This is a genomic window from Actinomycetospora aeridis (assembly GCF_037400275.1).
Lineage (GTDB): Bacteria > Actinomycetota > Actinomycetes > Mycobacteriales > Pseudonocardiaceae > Actinomycetospora > Actinomycetospora aeridis.
The window spans coordinates 706,834-722,392 of the sequence record NZ_JBBEGL010000001.1 but is presented as its reverse complement, the minus strand read 5'-3'; the positions used below and the strand labels follow the sequence as shown (position 1 = coordinate 722,392).

Sequence of the window (15,559 nt, the reverse complement as noted above, 5' to 3'; positions counted from 1 at the left end):
GCCCGTCATGAGCCTGAGCGCCCGTGACCTGACCCTGGGCTACGGCGGGGACCCGGTCGTCGCCGACCTGACGCTCGAGCTGCCCGCCGGGGCCGTCACCGCGATCGTCGGGGCCAACGCGTGCGGCAAGTCGACCCTGCTGCGCGGGCTGGCCCGGCTGCTCGCGCCGCGGTCGGGGGCGGTGCTGCTCGACGGCACCGAGCTCGCGAAGCTCGGGACCCGCGAGGTCGCCCGCCGGCTGGGGCTGCTGCCGCAGTCGCCGGCCGCGCCGGAGGGCCTGACCGTCGAGGACCTCGTCGCCCGGGGCCGCTACCCGCACCAGTCGTGGCTGCAGCAGTTCTCCGCCGACGACCAGGCGCACATCGAGTGGGCGCTGGAGGTCACCGACACCGCCGTGCTGCGCCGCCGCGCGCTCGACCAGCTCTCCGGCGGCCAGCGCCAGCGGGCCTGGATCGCGATGGCGCTGGCGCAGGACACCGGCACGCTGCTGCTCGACGAGCCCACGACGTTCCTCGACATGGCCCACCAGGTCGAGGTGCTCGACCTGCTCGCCGACCTCAACCGCGAGCAGGGCCGCACCGTGGTGATGGTGCTGCACGACCTCAACCAGGCGTGCCGCTACGCCGACCACCTCGTCGCGATGCACCGCGGCCGCATACACGCGCAGGGCCCGCCGGCAGACGTCGTCGACGCCGGGATGGTGCGGACGGTGTTCGGGCTGGACGTGCGCATCGTCGCCGACCCCGAGGAGCACACCCCGATGTGCATCCCCGCCCGGCGCCGCCGGCGGCGCTCCCAGCAAGCCGACACCGAGGAGCCCGGCACCGTGTCGGAGACCCCTCTCCCTTGACAGCGCTCACCGCGCGATCGTTAGGTAAGCCTGCCCTGAGAACGAGGAGGACCCGACCATGGCGGAACCGGCGGTGTTGGACCGCGACCGGATCCGGGGCGACGTCGCCGCGGCCCTCGGCGAGGAGCCCGCGGACGTCGGTGACGACGACGACCTGTTCGACCTCGGGCTCGACTCGATCCGGCTCATGAGCCTGGTCGAGCAGTGGCGCGGCGACACCGGGGCCGACGTCGGCTTCGTCGACCTCGCCGAAGAACCGACCGTCGCGGCCTGGAGCCGCCTGTTCACCGGAGGCTGACCCGTGCCGAACCCCTTCGACGATCCCGACGGCCGCTTCCTCGTCCTCGTCAACGACGAGGGCCAGCACAGCCTCTGGCCGGTGTTCGCCGACGTCCCCGCCGGCTGGACGGTGGTGTTCGGTCAGGACGGCGGCTCCGACGAGGCCGGCGGGGCGCCGGGCGCCGACCGTGACGCCGCGCTCGAGTACGTCGAGACGCACTGGACCGACATGCGCCCCCGCAGCCTCGTGGCCCGGATGGAGGCCGCCGAGCAGGGCCGCTGACCTGCGGCGTCACCCACGCCAACACCTACACCGACGCCGCGGCCAGCAGCGGCACGACGTGCTCCTCGCCGGTCAGCGAGCCGTGCTGGCCGGGCAGGCGGGCGAGCAGCCGCTCGCCCTCGGAACGCACGACGGCGGCGCCGCCGCGCAGGACGGCGACGACGTCGGGGATCCGGGGGCGCACGGCCTCGTCGAGCGGCCCGAACCAGCCGCGCTCGACGACCTCGGCGCCCGGCAGCACCCAGGCGTCCTCGCCCAGCACGCCGCGCCAGGTCGCGAGGACGTCGTCGGCGGCGCCGTCCTGCGCGTACACGAGGCGGGCGCGGGGGTCCCCGCCGACCAGCGCGACGCCCGCACGCAGGTCGTCGTCGGTGTCGGCGTCGTAGCGGCGCTCCACGGTGACCATCCCGTGGTCACCGGTGACCGCGAGCAGCGTGCCGGCCGGCAGCTCGGCGACCAGCTGCTCGACGAGCCGGTCGATCTGGCGCAGCTGCCAGCGCCAGGCCGTCGACCCCGGTCCGTGCAGGTGGCCGAGCTGGTCGAGGTCGGCGTGGTAGCCGTAGACGAGCTGCGGGCCCGGGCGCCCCAGCGCGTCGAGGAGCTCGGCCGCGAGGTCACCGAACGCCCCCACCCCGCGGTACTGCGCGCCCCGCAGCGCCGAACGCGTCAGCCCGGACTCGCGGAACGCGCGGTCGGACACCACGGTGGCGCCGACGTCGCGGGCCACGGCGCGCTCGAACACCGTCGGGTGGGGCTGGACGTCCTCGGGAACGAGGAGCTCGACGGTGTGGCGGGCGTCGCCGGCGTCGCTGGTCCAGGTCAGGGAGTCGAGCAGGGTGCCGTCCACCCGGAACCGGATGCCGAGTGTGCCGTGGGTGCCGGGCGGCAGGCCGGTGCCGAGCGAGGTGACGCTGATCGAGGTGCTGCTCGGGAACCCGGCGAGCAGCGGTCCGTGCTCGGCCATGGCGGCGAGGAACGGGGCGTCCCGGGCGTGCGCGTGGAGCAGCCGGTGGCCGAGCCCGTCGACGAGCAGCAGCGCCGCGGCGCGCACGGGCGGCAGGCCGAGACGCCCGGTGCCGTCGGTAACGGCGTCGAGCAGCGCCGGCATGACGTCGTGCAGGCCGGGGCGGGTGGCGTCGGGCAGGACGAGATCCTCCACGGCGCGCATCCTCGCCGACTCGCCGCCGCCGCCGCGAGGGGCACGTTCCGCAGGTTCACGGCTCACCTGATCATGGGCGCCGTACTGGTCGCCTGTCACAAAATGTGACTAGTTGTTGAGCTGTACGAGTGAACGATGCTGGCGTTCACTGGTACGGACTGTCACCGTCGAGACGTTCCGTGACCGAGGGAGGCCCATCATGTCCGTCGACGCCCCGCCGCGCCCCGTCGCCCTCGTGGCGCCCGGACACGTCCACGACCGCACGTGCTTCTGGGACGTCCTCGCGTGCCGCTGGGCCGGCCCGGCGCACGCGGCGCCCACCGACACGCGACTGCCGGCGCCGCGCCGCTCACCGGAGGCGTGATCGTCAGGCGGCGCGGCGCATGCTCAGGGCGAGGCCGACGTCGGCGGCGCCGCGGAGCAGGAAGCCCAGCGCCACCATGATCGCGATCGTGCCGACGGCGGTGGCCGGCGAGAACAGCAGGACGAGCGCGACGAGCAGGCTCACCACACCGAGGACGATGTTCCAGGTGCGGTGCTCGCGCTCCGAGCCCGCGACGAGCAGGTCGTGCACGCCCGCGATGATGAACCAGAGGATGAGGCCCCAGGCCAGCACGAGGATGCCGCCGCCGGGCTGGAAGAGCACCAGGATCCCGGCCACCAGGGCCAGGACGCCGAAGGCGGCGAGCCACCCGCGGCCGGTCGAGCCGGTCTCGGCACGCCAGGCGACCCCGATCTCCAGCGCGCCCTGGATGATCAGGCCGAGGCCCAGGGCGAACGCCACCCCCAGCAGCGCCAGCCCGGGATAGAACAGCGCGATCACCCCGACCAGGATCCCCAGGACCCCGGAGGCCATGATCCAGCCCCACCCGCTCGAGGCCCGGCGTACGCCCGCCCCACTCGTCGCGCTGGTCATCGCACGTCCCCTCCTGTCACACCGGTGATCAGGGCACATCGAATCGCCGTCGGCGCCCCGTGTCGAGAGGGCATCCGGCCGCTTCGGGGGAGATCACCCTCCGGGGGCGCTCGCACGGTCCGGCAGGCGCAGCGGAAAGGCCTCGACACAGCGCGGTTCCTGCGGCGTGCCGTTGACGATCTTCACCGTCAGGAGGAGCTGGAAGCCGCCGCCCTCGTCGACGCCGTCCTGACGCAGCCGGCCGAGGAGGCGCCCGACGTCGGTCGTGACGAGCCGCGCCGCCGCGTGCGTCCCGACACCGGACACGCCGGCGAGGACGTACACGGTGCCGGCGGAGTAGTACGGGTTCTCGACGCGGAGGACCAGGGCCGCGTCGGTCCCGTTGTCCTCGTCGTCCATCTCGTGGCCGGACCGCCGGCGCCCCGGCCCGATGATCGAGCCGTCGTCGGGGGCGAAGGAGTAGAGGACCTGCCCGCCCAGCTCCTCGAGGATGGACGCCGACCACGTGTTGGCACGTGGGCCGCCGATCAGCACCAGCGCCGGCGCCGAGCTGGCGTCCCGCAGTGTCGGCGCCTCCTTGACCTCGAAACCGCGGCGCAGCGCCCCCATCGTCCTCTGCAGTGCGAGCAGCGCCCGGACATCACCCGTACCGAGGATCCCCGCTGACCGCCAGCCGTCCGGCGTGCGGTCCCAGATCGGCAGCAGGAAGGTGAGCGGGTGCCGCGGCGCGCCCCAGAAGCGGCGCACGTCCGAGGTGCGCCGGCGCCGTCGCCAGACACCGACGAGCACCGCCGCGCCCGCGCCGATGAGCGCGGCGAGCAGATTGATCCCGAGGTCGACGAAACGGTCGAGCAGGTCTGCGAGCACGGCATCCCCCCTCGGCGCCCGGCCCGGTCGCGCACATGATCGCGGCTGAGCGGCGGGAGCACCAGCGTCCGGCCCTTGCCGCCCGTGTGTGGGCGTGGTGAGGTCCGCGGTCGTGGCCACCGCTCTGCTCGACCCCGCCGTCCCGGGCGACGCCCACGCCGCGGAGCGCCTGGCGACCGAGCCGGTGATCTGGCTGGGCACGGTCGCGCTGGACGGGCGCCCGCACACCGTGCCCGTGTGGTTCGCGTGGAGCGACCCCAAGGTGACGATCTTCAGCCGCCCCGACACCGCGAAGGTGGCCCACCTGCGCGCGGGCCACGACCTCGTCACCGTCGCCCTCGACACCGCCGGGCAGGGCACGGACGTCGTCACCGGCAGCGGGAGGGCCACGCTCTCCACGTTCACGAAGGTCGAGAAGGCGCTCGACGCGTTCGGGCGCAAGTACGCGCCGATGCTCGGCGGACAGCCGCTCGACGCCTGGTTGATGACGTTCTCGCTGCCGATCGTGGTCACCCTCGACCGGTTCGTGGCCTGGCGCAGCACCTCCGAGGGACTCGAGTACCGGTCGCTACCCTCCGCCGGGTGATCACCCGACGCACCGCGCTGGTCGGCGCCGGCCTCGCCGTCCTCGCGGGGTGCACGCCGTCGACCACCCCGCCGTCGGCACCTGCACCGGAGCCTCCGCGGACGATGTCGGAACCCCCGATGGCGCTCGCCGGCCTCGAGCAGCGCTCCGGCCGCCGGATCCGGCTGCTCGCCCTCGACACCGGCAGCGGGCGGGCCGTCGCCCACCGCGCCGACGAGCGGGCCCTGATGTGCTCGACGGTGAAGGTGCTCGTCGTCGCGGCCGTCCTGCAGCGGGCGCGCGCCGAGCCGGGCCTGCTCGAGCGGACGATCCGCTACACGCGCGCCGACCTCCTGGAGTACGCGCCGACGACGGAGCGCTTCGTCGACCAGGGGATGACGGTCGCGGCGCTGTGCGAGGCCGCGGTCGTCGTCAGCGACAACACCGCGGCCAACCTGCTCACCGGGCTCCTCGGCGGGCCGGCGGCGACCACGGCGTTCGTGCGGACGCTCGGCGACGCCGTCACGCGCGCGGACCGTCCCGAGCCGGACCTGAACGAGACCGCGCCGGGCGACGAGCGCGACACGACCACGCCCACCGCGATGGTGGCCGACCTGCGGGCCCTGGTCCTCGGTGACGCCCTGGACCCCGCGGGGCGCGACCTGCTCACCGGCTGGATGGTCGGCGCCGTCACCGGCACCGAGCAGATCCGCGCCGGCGTCCCGCGCGACTGGCGCGTCGGGGACAAGACCGGCTCGGGCGCGCAGGGCGAGAACAACGACGTCGCCGTCGTCTGGCCGCCGGGGCGCGCGCCGTGGGTGATCGCGGTGTTCACGAGCCCCGCCGACCCGAACAGCACCAACGGCCGCGCGACGATCGCCGACGCCACGAGGATCGCGACCGCGGCGCTGTAGAGAGCCACTACGGTCACCGGTCATGGGGGACGAGGAACCGCCGCAGCGTCCCGCCGTGCGCTGGCTCTCCCCCACAGAACTGGTCCGCACGGGCGTGACCGTCCTGCTCGGCAGCACGGTCGCCGCGTACGCCGACAAGCGCGACGTCATGGCCGGGACGACGTTCGCCCAGCGCGTGCCGGAGTACCGCGGCGAGGGCGACTTCTGGTTCGACTTCCTCTGCGACACCGGCGACGGCTTCAACGCCATGGCCACCGTCGCGACCCTGCTCGGCGCGCGCACGGTCACCGTCGACGGGCACGCGCTGCCGCGCGGGAGCGTGCTGCTGATGGGCGGCGACGAGGTCTACCCGGTGGCGGGCACCGTCGCCTACGAGGAGCGCCTGGAGGGGCCGCTCGAGGCGCAGTTCGTCGCCGATCCCGAGCACGGGCCGCCGACCGTCTACGCGATCCCCGGCAACCACGACTGGTACGACGGGCTCACCGCGTTCCTGCGGGTGTTCTGCCAGGGCCGCCACTTCGCCGGCTGGGACACCGACCAGCGCCGCTCGTACTTCGCGCTCGCGCTGCCGCGCGGGTGGTGGGTGCTGGCGATCGACATCCAGCTCGACACCTACGTCGACGCCACGCAGCTGGAGTGGTTCCGCGACGTCGTCGCGTCCATCCCGGACGGCGACCGCATCGTGCTGCTCACCGCCACGCCCGCCTGGTACGGCGCGCAGGACGGCGACGACCGCTCGATGGACCGGCTCGCGTTCTTCCTGCGCGACGTCCTCGGCGACCGCGACCTGCCGGTGCGTCTCGTCCTCACCGGCGACACGCACCACTACGCGGTCTACACGCTCGAGCACCCCGACCGGGAGCAGGTGCTCGTCACCGCGGGACACGGCGGCGCGTACACGTCGCCGACCCACTTCCTCCCCGAGACCCTCGACGTCACCACCGATCTCGCGGCGCCCGGGCCGCGACGCGCCACCGGCACCCACCGCTACGTCCGCAGGCCGCGCACGTTCCCGACGATCGGCCGCTCGCGTGCCGAGGCGTTCCGCGTGCTCTGGCGGCTGCCCCTGCGCAACGGGCTGCTGCTGCCGTTGATCCTGCTGCTGCAGGCCCTCGTGATCGTGCCCTGGGTGATCGGCATCCCGGCCGTCTCGGTGATCGCCGCGGTGGCCGTGGCCGGCGGGTCCTACGGGTTCGTCGTCCCCCAGCGCGCCGGACGCCTGCGCCGCCTCGGGCTCGGCCTCGGCCTCGCGGTCCCCGAGGTGGCCGTCGCCCTCGCCGCGACGCACGTCGCGACCAGGATCGACACCCCCCTCGCGACGGTGCTGACCGTCGTCGTCGCGGGGGTGGTCGCGAGCCTCGTGCTCTCGACGTTCCTGCTGATCGCCGCCCGCGGGGCCAACCGCAACGAGCTCTTCGCCGCCCAGAGCATCGAGGACCACAAGGGCTTCCTGCGGCTGCGCATCGCGCCCGACGGGACGTTGACGGTCTTCGCGCTCGGTGTCGAGCGCGTGCCGCGGCGGTGGGCGTGGACCCCGGGCGCCGCGCCGCGGTGGACGCCCCGCTCCCCCGTCGACGTGCACCTCGTCGACGACCCGCTGGTGCTGCGTCCCTGAGGTCTACAGGGCCAGCGTCAGGTGCACGCTGTGCCGGTCCTCGCGGTAGTCGCCGAACGGCGCGCAGGGCACGAACCCGTGGCGCGCGTAGAGCCGGCGGGCCGGGGCGAAGTACTCCGACGACCCCGTCTCGAGGCTCAGGCGCCGGTAGCCCCGCCGCCGGGCCTCGGCGACGACGTGCCGGACGAGCGCCCCGCCCACCCCGAGCCCCTGGTACGCCGACGCCGTGCGCATCGACTTGATCTCGCCGTGGGTCGGGTCGAGCTCGCGCAGCGCCCCGAAGCCCAGCAGCACCCTGCCGTCGTTGCTGTCGTCCCAGACCGTCCAGAACGTGACGTCCGGGGCGCGCAGCGCGTCGAGGTCCAGCGCGTGCTTGCTCTCGAGCGGCGTGACGGCGCGCATCTCGTCGAGGTGCTCGGCGAGCAGGGCCGCCACCTCGGGACCGGCGAGGTCGTCGACGGTGATCGCGACGCCGCTCACGGGACGGGGGCGAGCGTCGGCCGCTTCGCCGCGCGCTCGTCGCCGCTGCTGCGGCCCTGCGCGCGGCGCTGCACCCACGGCCAGAGGTGCTCGCGGGCCCAGCGGACGTCCTCGACGCGCCGGTGGCCCCACGTCGTCGGCGTCACGGGCGGCCACGGCGCGTGCCAGTCGACCTCCGGCGGCAGGCCGAGGACCTCGCACACGCGCGCGGCGACCCGGGCGTGGCCGTCGGGGTTGAGGTGGAGCCGGTCGTCGGTGCGGGCCCGCATGTCCGCCAGCGGCGGCATCACCCACAGGTCGACGAGGTAGGCGCCCTGGCGGTGGGCGATCTCGCGGATGTGGTCGTTCATCGCGGCGAGGCGCCGGCCGATGAGGTTGAGCAGCGGGCTCTCGCGGGTGTCGAAGCCGGTGAACACCAGGACGTCGGCACCCGTGGCCCGCAGGGTCGCGACCGCCCCCTCGAGGCGCTCGGCGAGCACCGCCGGGTCGGCGCCGGGGCGCAGCAGGTCGTTGCCCGCCGCGCAGACGCTCACGAGATCCGGGGCCATCCGCACGGCCTCGGGCACCTGGGTGGCGATGATCGGGTCGAGCAGCAGCCCGCGCACCGCGAGGTTGGCGTAGGTGAAGCCCGGGTCGCGGCGGGCCATGCCGGCCGCGAACCGGTCGGCCCATCCGCGTTCGAGCCCGGTGGTCGGGTCGGGATCGCCGACGCCCTCGGTGAAGCTGTCGCCGAGGGCGACGTAGCTGCGCCACGTGCCGCTCACGCCGGCCGATTCTGCCCCTGGCCCCGGGCCAGCCGGGAGGGGGCTCCCGGTTACCGGCCGCCGGCGACGTCGAGCACGCTGCCCGTGCAGTAGGACGCCTCGTCGGAGAGCAGCCAGGCGATCGCGGCGGCGACCTCGTCGGCCGTGCCGGCGCGGCCCACCGGCACCAGCGGGCCGATCCGTGCCACCCGGTCGGGCTGCCCGCCGACGGCGTGCAGCTCGGTGTCGATGATCCCGGGGCGCACCACGTTGACCCGCACGCCCTCGTCGGCGACCTCCTTGGCCAGCCCGAGACCGAGGGTGTCGGTCGCCGCCTTGGAGGCCGCGTAGTCGACGTACTCCCCCGGCGACCCGAGCCGCGCGGCCGCCGACGACACGATGACGATCGAGCCGCCCGGCCCGCCGTGCGCGGTCGAGAGGCGGCGCACCGCCTCGCGGCACGAGACGACGGCGCCGACGACGTTGACCGTCAGCATCGCGGTCACGCGCTCGGCCGACATCGCGTCGACCCGCGACTTCGGCACCACGACCCCGGCGTTGACGACGACCCCGCCGAGCGGCCCCAGCGCGTCGGCCGCCGCGAAGGCCGCCTCGACGTCGGCCTCGACCGCGACGTCGGCGCGGACGGCGACCGCCTGGACGCCCTGCTCACGGGCTCGTCCGGCGACCGTCTCGGCGGCGCCGGCGTCGCTGCGGTAGGTCAGGCAGACGTCCCAGCCGGCGGCCGCGGCCCGGTCGACGACGGCCGCGCCGATGCCCCGGCTGCCGCCGGTGACGAGGAGGACCCTGCTCGTCTCCGGCGCCATCAGACGAGGAACCGCAGCGCCGAGTCCCGGCCGTCGGCGCGGGCGGCGCGGTGCTCGGCGAGGTTGGTGTGGTCCGCGAGACCGCGCCCGTCGGGCCCCTTGCCCATGCCGGCGAGCACGGCCGCCTCGGCACGCTCGACCTCCTCGGCACCGGCCAGGGCGGCGCGCACCTGGTCGGCGGTGGCGACGGCGAGGCCGTCGTCGTCACCCAGCACCAGATCCCCCGGCCGCACCGGCACCCCGCCCAGCGCGACCGGTCCCTCGTCGAGGCCGCGCGGGTCGCGGGCGCTGCCCGAGGCGGGCGTCGAGCCGCGCGCGAACACCGGCAGGCCGATCCGGCGCAGGCCCGCGACGTCGCGGCAGTAGCCGTCGATGACGACCCCGGCCAGACCGTTCCGCCGGGCCTCGGCGGTCACCAGCTCGCCGGCGACGGCCCGGGCACCCCGGGGATTCACCACGACCAGCACCGAACCGGGCGCGGCCTGCCCCGCGGCGAGGAGCACCGGGAGGTGGTCGTCGGGGGCGACGACGGTGACCGCGGGCCCGGCCATCCGCACGTCGGGCACCATCGCGCGGATCGCCGGGTCGGGCAGCAGGAAGGTCTTGTCGGCGTCGCACAGCGAGGAGGTCGCGAGCGCGCGCACCCGGCCGAGCTCCTCGGCGGTCAGGGGATCCACGGCACGGATGATCCTCGACGCGGCGGCGTGTGGCGACGATCCTTCGTCCTCGTGCCTTCCCCTGTCATCGTCGAGGTCGCCGTCAACGGGGCCACGCCGCGGTCGGTCAACCCGCACGTGCCGCTGACCCCGGCCGAGGTGGCCGACGAGATGCTCGCCTGTGTCGCGCGCGGGGCGAGCATCGCGCACGACCACCACGAGGCGATGTTCGTGCCGTCCGGGGTGCACCCCGTCGAGCCGTACGTCGAGGCGTGGACGCCGGTGCTTGCGCAGTACCCGGACCTGCTGCTCTACGCGACGATGGCCGCCGGGGCCCGCGGGATCCCGATCGAGACGCGCTGGGCGCACCACGAGGAGCTCGCCCGCCGCGGCATGGGCGGGCTCTCGCTCGTCGACCCGGGGTCGGTGAACCTGGGTCTGACCAGCGACGGCGTCGTCGCCGAGGCCGCCGCGCCCGGGCCGTACCAGAACAGCCTGGCCGACACCGAGCACATGTTCGCCCGCTGCGCGGCGCACGGCACCGGCCCGTCGATCTCGATCTTCGACCCGAGCTTCCTGCGGGTGGCGCTGACGCTGCACCGGCACGGCCGCGTGCCGCCGGGAGCGATCGTCAAGCTCTACTTCGGCGGCGCGCTGGAGTTCGGGCTGCCGCCGACCACCACCGCGCTCGAGGCCTATCTCGAGATGCTCGAGCCGTCCGGGCTGCCGTGGTCGGTGGCGGTGCTGGGGGGTGACGTCGTCGCGACCGGGCTGGCGGAGACCGCCGTGCGCCGGGGCGGGCACGTGCGGGTGGGGCTGGAGGACCACGCGGGGACCTCGACGCCGACCAACACCGCGCTCGTCGACGAGGTCGTGGCGCTGCTCGCGGACCTGGGGCGGCGGCCGGCCACGATCGCCGAGACGCGGGGGCTCCTCGGGCTGTGAGCTCGCTGGTGGCCCGCCTGCGAGCGGCGGGGTGCGTGTTCGCGGAGGAGGAGGCGGCGCTGCTGGCGGACGCGCCGGAGTCGGCCGTCGCCCGGCGAGTGGCCGGCGAGCCGTTGGAGCAGGTGCTGGGGTGGGCGGAGTTCGCGGGGCTGCGGGTGGCCGTCGCGCCGGGGGTGTTCGTGCCGCGGCGGCGCAGCGAGTTCCTCGTGGGTGCTGTGCTGTCCCTGCTCGGCGGCGGCGAGACCGTCGTCGACGTCTGCTGCGGGACCGGGGCGATCGGGGCCGCGCTGCTGGCCGCCCGCCCCGGGCTCGTCCTGCACGCCGCCGACGTCGACCCGGCCGCCGTGGCGTGCGCGGCCCGGAATCTCCCCGGGGCCGCCGGGGTGCACGTCGGCGACCTGCTGGCGGCGCTGCCGCCCTCGCTCGCCGGGCACGTCGACGTCGTCGTGGCGAGCACGCCGTACGTGCCGAGCGAGGCGGTCGCCGCGATGCCGCCGGAGGCGCGGGAGCACGAGCCGCGCGTGGCGCTCGACGGCGGCGGGGACGGCGTGGACGTCGTGCGGCGGCTGGCGGGTCAGGCGGCGGCGTGGCTGCGGCCCGGCGGGCACCTGCTCGTGGAGTGCGCGGAGCACCAGGGCGACCGGGCGCGGGCCGCCCTCGTCGCGGCGGGGTTCACGGCGTCGGTGGCGCGCGACGAGGAGCACGACGCGACCGTGGTCGCGGGCACGCTCGGTGACGCCTCGCGCCCATGATCGTTCCGAGTGCGTGGCGTGACGGACACTGGGCGTCTGCGGCGCCACGCCGCTGACACGGGCGCGCCCCATCGTCGGTCACTCGGCGCTGTCGGTGCTCCCGGCCTTCGCCGTCTTCTCCGCCGCGCGCTTGCGGCGCTTGCCCTCGTGCATCGCCTGCACGCGGGCGACGGGGATCGTGCGGCCCTCGGCGATCAGCTCCTCGGGCAGTGCCTGCGGGGCCGGGCGGGCGGCGGCATCCTCCCACGGGTCCGGGCGGTCGGGCGCCGTGGCCACCGTGATCTCCGCCGGCACCACGGAGTCCAGCTCGTCCCACGTCACCGGGAACGACACGGGCAGGCCGGGGCGCACACGGGGGCTGTAGACCGACACGATCGTCGAGCCGCCGGCGCGGGTGGGGTCGACGAACACCTTGCCGCCGCGGTCGGCCTTGATGAACGCCGTCGTCGCGACGTCCGGGTCGAGGCGCTCGGTGTGGAGGGCGAGCGCGCGGGTGGCGCCGGCGACGTCCTCGTGGGTCGGGCCGGGAGCGAGGGGGACGAGGATGTGGACGCCCTTCGCGCCCGTGGTCTTGACCACGCCCTCCAGACCGGCGTCGTCGAGCGCGCGGCGCACGAGGTGCGCGGCCGCGACGACGGCGTCGAACCCCGCGTCCTCCGGCGGGTCGAGGTCGAGCACGAGGTGCTCGGGGGTGTCCATCGCGTCCGCGCGCGTCAGCGTCGGGTGGAACTCGATCGAGCGCTGGTTGGCGAACCACAGCAGCGTCGGCAGGTCGTCGCAGAGCGCGTAGGCGACCTCGCGCTGCGACGTCTCGGCCCAGAACGACACCGTCCGCACGAAGTCGGGCGCGTACTTCGGGACGTTCTTCTGCATGAACGGCTTCTGCCCGCGCAGCGCGCGCACCACCGAGAGCGGGCGCTCGGCGAGCGCGGGGAGCATCCGCGGCGCCATCCGTTCGAGGTAGTCGACGAGCTGCCGCTTGGTCACCCCCGCCCCCGCGAACAGCTCCTGGTCGACGTTGGTCAGCGCGACGCCGGCGCGTTCCTCGTCCTGTTTCGAACCCTTGTCCGAACCCTTGTCCTGTGCGGCGGATCCCTTTGCGGCCACGGCGTCACCTTCCTGCTCGGGAGCCGGTCCGGCAAGGAGACAGGGGGTCCCGACGCCTTCTCAGCAAGATGAGAGAGTCCCCGCTCGGTAGTCGCGTTGTCACGGTCCGCATCCGGGTCGTCACCCGGAGGACCACCCGGACAGACCACTCGTCCGTGGCACCCGCGCTGCCGTTGAGAGGGAGGCGCCGTGGGTACGGCGCGAACCGTCGAGAGGAGCACGGTGGGTCGGCACACGTGGATGGACATCGGGACCGGGGCGCGGGACGGCGCTCGTCGCGCCCGGCGCCGGATGGGCGGCCGCGTCGCGGCGCTCCTCCTCGGGCTCGTCGCGCTGGCCGGGCTCGGCAGCGTCGGCGCGGTCGCGATGGCCGTGCCGAAGGCCGCCATGCCCTGTGAGGACAACGTCAAGGCCTGCGCCCGCCTCTCGACGAACGAGGCCTGGCTCTCCGACGGCAAGGGCAACGTCCTGCGCGGCCCGGTGCGGATGAACCACGGCTCGCCGGGTCACGAGACGCCGGTGGGCTTCTTCGCCGTGCAGCGCAAGGAGGAGGTCCACCTCTCGAAGGAGTACAACAACGCGCGGATGCCGTGGTCGGTGTTCTTCGACGACAACGGCCGCGCGTTCCACGGCGGCGACCCCGCCCGCCAGTCGGCCGGCTGCGTGCGCATGGCCGACGCCGACGCCCAGGCCTTCTTCAACGGCCTCAACGTCTACGACCGGGTGCAGATCGTCGAGTGACCTCCACGTGAGCAGTTCCCGGGCCCCCGGCACCGGAAAGTGCTCACGTGGTCAGGCGCAGCGACCGCAGGCGGTTGAGGGCGGCGGCGACCTCGTGGCGGCGGGGGCGTGCCAGGTCCTCGGACCGGCCGTCGAGCAGGGCCGCCACCCCGCGGCGGTCGAGCTCGGCGTCGAGGAGGTCGAGTCCCTCGGCGAGGGTGATCGTCCCGTCGAGCACGTGGTCGCCGAGCAGCGCCAGCGCCCGCCCGATGCCCGCCACCTGGGAGCGGTCGGCGATCTGCTCCACGGCGGACAGGTCGATGTCGTCCTCGCCGAACGTCAACGTGTCGCGGCCCCGGGCGGTCACCCGCCGCTTGCCCCTGGCCGTCGGGTCCAGGGAGGCGGGGTCGACGACGCGCGGTGCGACGGAAGGGAAACCGCTGTGCTCCACGGTCCGGGACGGCCCGGCGGCCGCGATCTCGTGGGCCCGCGCGGTGACGTCCGACGCCCGGTAGGCGTCCATCATGATCACGGTGTCGGCGACGCCGAGGTAGTCGCCCGACCCGCCCATCACCAGCACGGTGGACACCCCGTGCTCGGCGTGCAGCGGACGGACCCGCTCGACGAACGGCACCAGCGGCTCGGTCGCGATCAGCTGCTGCATCCGGGCGTCGCGGATCATCATGTTGGTCGCCGAGGTGTCCTCGTCGATCAGCAGCACGTCGGCGCCGGCCTCGACCGCCTCGACCGTCGACGCCGCCTGGCTGGTCGAGCCGGAGGCGTTGGTGGTCGAGAAGTCGTCGGTCGGCTCGCCGGAGGGCAGGTGCGCGACGAACGCCGAGACGTCGTCGCGGATCACCGCCCGCCCGTCCTCGGCGCGCAGCTTGACCGCGTCGAGCCGCGTCACCACCTGCTCGCGCCCGTCGCCGGGCACGTGGTCGTAGACCCCGTCCTCCAGCGCGCGCAGCAGCGTCGACTTGCCGTGGTACCCGCCGCCGACGATCAGCGTGACACCGTCGGGAACGCCCATCCCGCGGACCGGCCCGGCGTTCGGCGCCTCGAGCGTGACCTGCAGCGACTCCGGCCCGCCGAACGGCGTGGCCCCGGCGAGCGGGCGGTCGTCGACGCCGCTGCGCCGCGGCAGCACCGCCCCGTCGGCGACGAACCCGACCAGCCCGCGCCCGGCGAGCGCCGAGCGCAGCGCGACGGCGTCCTCGACGGTCTCGACGAACGTCCGCGCGGCGTCCGGGTCGGCCGAGCAGATCGCCTCGCGCGCCGCGGACGGCAGCGTCTCGGCCAGCAGCGTCGCGGCCTCCCGCCCGAGGACGCGCCGCTTCGGGCCCGGGAACGGGACGCCGACCTCCACGACCACCACGCCGTCGGCGTCGACCGTGCCGGCGCGGCGCTCGAGCACCTCGGGCCCGCCCGCGTCGACCTGCACCGGCGTCCCGCGCAGCGCGCGGCGCAGCTCGCGGAGCAGGAACCCGGCGAGCGCGCGGCGGCGGTCGGCGGTGCCGTACAGGTCGGCGGGCAGGCCGGCGTCGGACACCGTGAGCCGCACCCGGCTCGGCGGCGCGAAGGGGTCGGCCTGGACGCGCAGCACCTCGAGAGCCACGCCGGAGACGGTCCACGACCCCGACAACGACTTGTAGCGCCCGTAGCTCGCGCCGTCGAGCGAGCGCAGGGACGCGGCCAGGTCGGAGCGGGCAGCCATGGTCGGGATGGTGCCCGCCAGGGAGCACGTCCACGCCCCCGACCACGCCCCCGGGAACTCTCGCGCGCCCCCGGGCGTCGTCCCTCGGAGAGCCCCGCGGAGATCTGTCCGGTCTGTGTCGACCCGCCCCCGGAAAAGAACTCACAACCGTTTCACGGAAGGACCCC

Annotated in this window: 19 protein-coding genes; 10 read left to right on the top strand and 9 right to left on the bottom strand. The window is 75.0% G+C overall.

Annotated elements, in window-relative coordinates; translation table 11 throughout:
• Window positions 1-7: 7 nt before the first annotated feature.
• The 3 genes from WCD41_RS03445 to WCD41_RS03435 are packed head-to-tail and all read left to right on the top strand — an operon-like array spanning window position 8 to window position 1,412.
• Window positions 8-850, top strand: coding sequence for an ABC transporter ATP-binding protein (locus tag WCD41_RS03445; RefSeq protein ID WP_337711968.1), 843 nt, complete (start codon window positions 8-10; stop codon window positions 848-850).
• A 58-nt stretch (window positions 851-908) separates the two neighbouring features.
• Complete coding sequence (locus WCD41_RS03440; RefSeq protein WP_337711967.1) at window positions 909-1,148, top strand: phosphopantetheine-binding protein; 240 nt, start codon at window positions 909-911, stop codon at window positions 1,146-1,148.
• A 3-nt stretch (window positions 1,149-1,151) separates the two neighbouring features.
• The gene (locus tag WCD41_RS03435) at window positions 1,152-1,412 is read left to right on the top strand and encodes an MbtH family protein (protein WP_337711966.1); all 261 of its coding nucleotides are present in this window, start codon (window positions 1,152-1,154) and stop codon (window positions 1,410-1,412) included.
• A gap of 25 nt (window positions 1,413-1,437) precedes the next feature.
• Here the strand turns inward: WCD41_RS03435 and WCD41_RS03430 are convergent, their stop codons facing one another.
• Window positions 1,438-2,571, bottom strand: coding sequence for an alkaline phosphatase family protein (locus tag WCD41_RS03430; protein ID WP_337711965.1), 1,134 nt, complete (start codon window positions 2,569-2,571; stop codon window positions 1,438-1,440).
• A 199-nt stretch (window positions 2,572-2,770) separates the two neighbouring features.
• Between WCD41_RS03430 and WCD41_RS03425 the strand changes: the two genes are divergently transcribed.
• Window positions 2,771-2,935 carry a hypothetical protein gene (locus tag WCD41_RS03425; protein WP_337711964.1) on the top strand — a complete coding sequence of 55 codons (165 nt, stop codon included), beginning with the start codon at window positions 2,771-2,773 and terminating at the stop codon, window positions 2,933-2,935.
• 3 nt (window positions 2,936-2,938) lie between these two features.
• On the opposite strand, the gene WCD41_RS03420 is transcribed toward WCD41_RS03425, so the two are convergent.
• Together WCD41_RS03420 and WCD41_RS03415 are read right to left on the bottom strand one after the other, a co-directional pair.
• Window positions 2,939-3,487 carry an HdeD family acid-resistance protein gene (locus WCD41_RS03420; RefSeq protein ID WP_337711963.1) on the bottom strand — a complete coding sequence of 183 codons (549 nt, stop codon included), beginning with the start codon at window positions 3,485-3,487 and terminating at the stop codon, window positions 2,939-2,941.
• Window positions 3,488-3,580: 93 nt separating this feature from the next.
• Window positions 3,581-4,354 (bottom strand): hypothetical protein, encoded by a 774-nt coding sequence (locus WCD41_RS03415; RefSeq protein WP_337711962.1) that lies wholly within the window; start codon window positions 4,352-4,354, stop codon window positions 3,581-3,583.
• 112 nt (window positions 4,355-4,466) lie between these two features.
• Between WCD41_RS03415 and WCD41_RS03410 the strand changes: the two genes are divergently transcribed.
• Genes WCD41_RS03410 through WCD41_RS03400 form a run of 3 tightly spaced genes read left to right on the top strand, consistent with a single transcriptional unit; the run spans window position 4,467 to window position 7,448 of the window.
• On the top strand, window positions 4,467-4,940 hold the full coding sequence (locus WCD41_RS03410) for a pyridoxamine 5'-phosphate oxidase family protein (RefSeq protein ID WP_337711961.1): 474 nt from the start codon (window positions 4,467-4,469) through the stop codon (window positions 4,938-4,940).
• Window positions 4,937-5,833: a class A beta-lactamase gene (gene bla, locus WCD41_RS03405; RefSeq protein WP_337711960.1), complete on the top strand. Its 897-nt coding sequence runs from the start codon at window positions 4,937-4,939 to the stop codon at window positions 5,831-5,833. Before WCD41_RS03410 ends, bla begins: the two co-directional genes overlap by 4 nt.
• Window positions 5,834-5,855: 22 nt before the next feature.
• The gene (locus WCD41_RS03400; protein WP_337711959.1) at window positions 5,856-7,448 is read left to right on the top strand and encodes a metallophosphoesterase family protein; all 1,593 of its coding nucleotides are present in this window, start codon (window positions 5,856-5,858) and stop codon (window positions 7,446-7,448) included.
• Between the two features lie 3 nt (window positions 7,449-7,451).
• Here the strand turns inward: WCD41_RS03400 and WCD41_RS03395 are convergent, their stop codons facing one another.
• Genes WCD41_RS03395 through WCD41_RS03380 form a run of 4 tightly spaced genes read right to left on the bottom strand, consistent with a single transcriptional unit; the run spans window position 7,452 to window position 10,175 of the window.
• Window positions 7,452-7,928 carry a GNAT family N-acetyltransferase gene (locus tag WCD41_RS03395; protein WP_337711958.1) on the bottom strand — a complete coding sequence of 159 codons (477 nt, stop codon included), beginning with the start codon at window positions 7,926-7,928 and terminating at the stop codon, window positions 7,452-7,454.
• The gene (locus WCD41_RS03390) at window positions 7,925-8,692 is read right to left on the bottom strand and encodes an SGNH/GDSL hydrolase family protein (protein ID WP_337711957.1); all 768 of its coding nucleotides are present in this window, start codon (window positions 8,690-8,692) and stop codon (window positions 7,925-7,927) included. The genes WCD41_RS03395 and WCD41_RS03390 overlap by 4 nt, the downstream gene beginning before the upstream one ends.
• A 50-nt stretch (window positions 8,693-8,742) precedes the next feature.
• Window positions 8,743-9,498 (bottom strand): SDR family oxidoreductase, encoded by a 756-nt coding sequence (locus WCD41_RS03385; protein WP_337711956.1) that lies wholly within the window; start codon window positions 9,496-9,498, stop codon window positions 8,743-8,745.
• The gene (locus WCD41_RS03380) at window positions 9,498-10,175 is read right to left on the bottom strand and encodes an RraA family protein (RefSeq protein ID WP_337711955.1); all 678 of its coding nucleotides are present in this window, start codon (window positions 10,173-10,175) and stop codon (window positions 9,498-9,500) included. Before WCD41_RS03380 ends, WCD41_RS03385 begins: the two co-directional genes overlap by 1 nt.
• Window positions 10,176-10,226: 51 nt before the next feature.
• Between WCD41_RS03380 and WCD41_RS03375 the strand changes: the two genes are divergently transcribed.
• Together WCD41_RS03375 and WCD41_RS03370 are read left to right on the top strand one after the other, a co-directional pair.
• A complete protein-coding gene (locus tag WCD41_RS03375) occupies window positions 10,227-11,099 on the top strand; it encodes a beta-keto acid cleavage family enzyme (protein WP_337711954.1) in 873 nt (290 codons plus the stop codon).
• Window positions 11,096-11,851, top strand: a complete 756-nt coding sequence (locus tag WCD41_RS03370) for a putative protein N(5)-glutamine methyltransferase (protein WP_337711953.1) — start codon at window positions 11,096-11,098, stop codon at window positions 11,849-11,851. The genes WCD41_RS03375 and WCD41_RS03370 overlap by 4 nt, the downstream gene beginning before the upstream one ends.
• A gap of 78 nt (window positions 11,852-11,929) precedes the next feature.
• On the opposite strand, the gene ligD is transcribed toward WCD41_RS03370, so the two are convergent.
• Window positions 11,930-12,958, bottom strand: coding sequence for a non-homologous end-joining DNA ligase (gene ligD / locus WCD41_RS03365; protein WP_337711952.1), 1,029 nt, complete (start codon window positions 12,956-12,958; stop codon window positions 11,930-11,932).
• A 222-nt stretch (window positions 12,959-13,180) separates the two neighbouring features.
• On the opposite strand from ligD, the gene WCD41_RS03360 reads away from it, so the two are divergent.
• Window positions 13,181-13,699 carry a L,D-transpeptidase gene (locus WCD41_RS03360; RefSeq protein WP_337711951.1) on the top strand — a complete coding sequence of 173 codons (519 nt, stop codon included), beginning with the start codon at window positions 13,181-13,183 and terminating at the stop codon, window positions 13,697-13,699.
• Window positions 13,700-13,742: 43 nt separating this feature from the next.
• On the opposite strand, the gene WCD41_RS03355 is transcribed toward WCD41_RS03360, so the two are convergent.
• The gene (locus tag WCD41_RS03355) at window positions 13,743-15,392 is read right to left on the bottom strand and encodes a P-loop domain-containing protein (RefSeq protein WP_337711950.1); all 1,650 of its coding nucleotides are present in this window, start codon (window positions 15,390-15,392) and stop codon (window positions 13,743-13,745) included.
• Window positions 15,393-15,559 lie beyond the last annotated feature (167 nt).

What these genes read in the sequence shown, in the direction of transcription:
- WCD41_RS03385 (WP_337711956.1), bottom strand. Translation starts at nt 9,498, where the DNA reads ATGGCGCCGGAGACGAGCAGGGTCCTCCTCGTCACCGGCGGCAGCCGG.
- WCD41_RS03420 (WP_337711963.1), bottom strand. Translation starts at nt 3,487, where the DNA reads ATGACCAGCGCGACGAGTGGGGCGGGCGTACGCCGGGCCTCGAGCGGG.
- WCD41_RS03400 (WP_337711959.1), top strand. Translation starts at nt 5,856, where the DNA reads ATGGGGGACGAGGAACCGCCGCAGCGTCCCGCCGTGCGCTGGCTCTCC.
- WCD41_RS03440 (WP_337711967.1), top strand. Translation starts at nt 909, where the DNA reads ATGGCGGAACCGGCGGTGTTGGACCGCGACCGGATCCGGGGCGACGTC.
- WCD41_RS03445 (WP_337711968.1), top strand. Translation starts at nt 8, where the DNA reads ATGAGCCTGAGCGCCCGTGACCTGACCCTGGGCTACGGCGGGGACCCG.
- WCD41_RS03355 (WP_337711950.1), bottom strand. Translation starts at nt 15,392, where the DNA reads ATGGCTGCCCGCTCCGACCTGGCCGCGTCCCTGCGCTCGCTCGACGGC.
- WCD41_RS03425 (WP_337711964.1), top strand. Translation starts at nt 2,771, where the DNA reads ATGTCCGTCGACGCCCCGCCGCGCCCCGTCGCCCTCGTGGCGCCCGGA.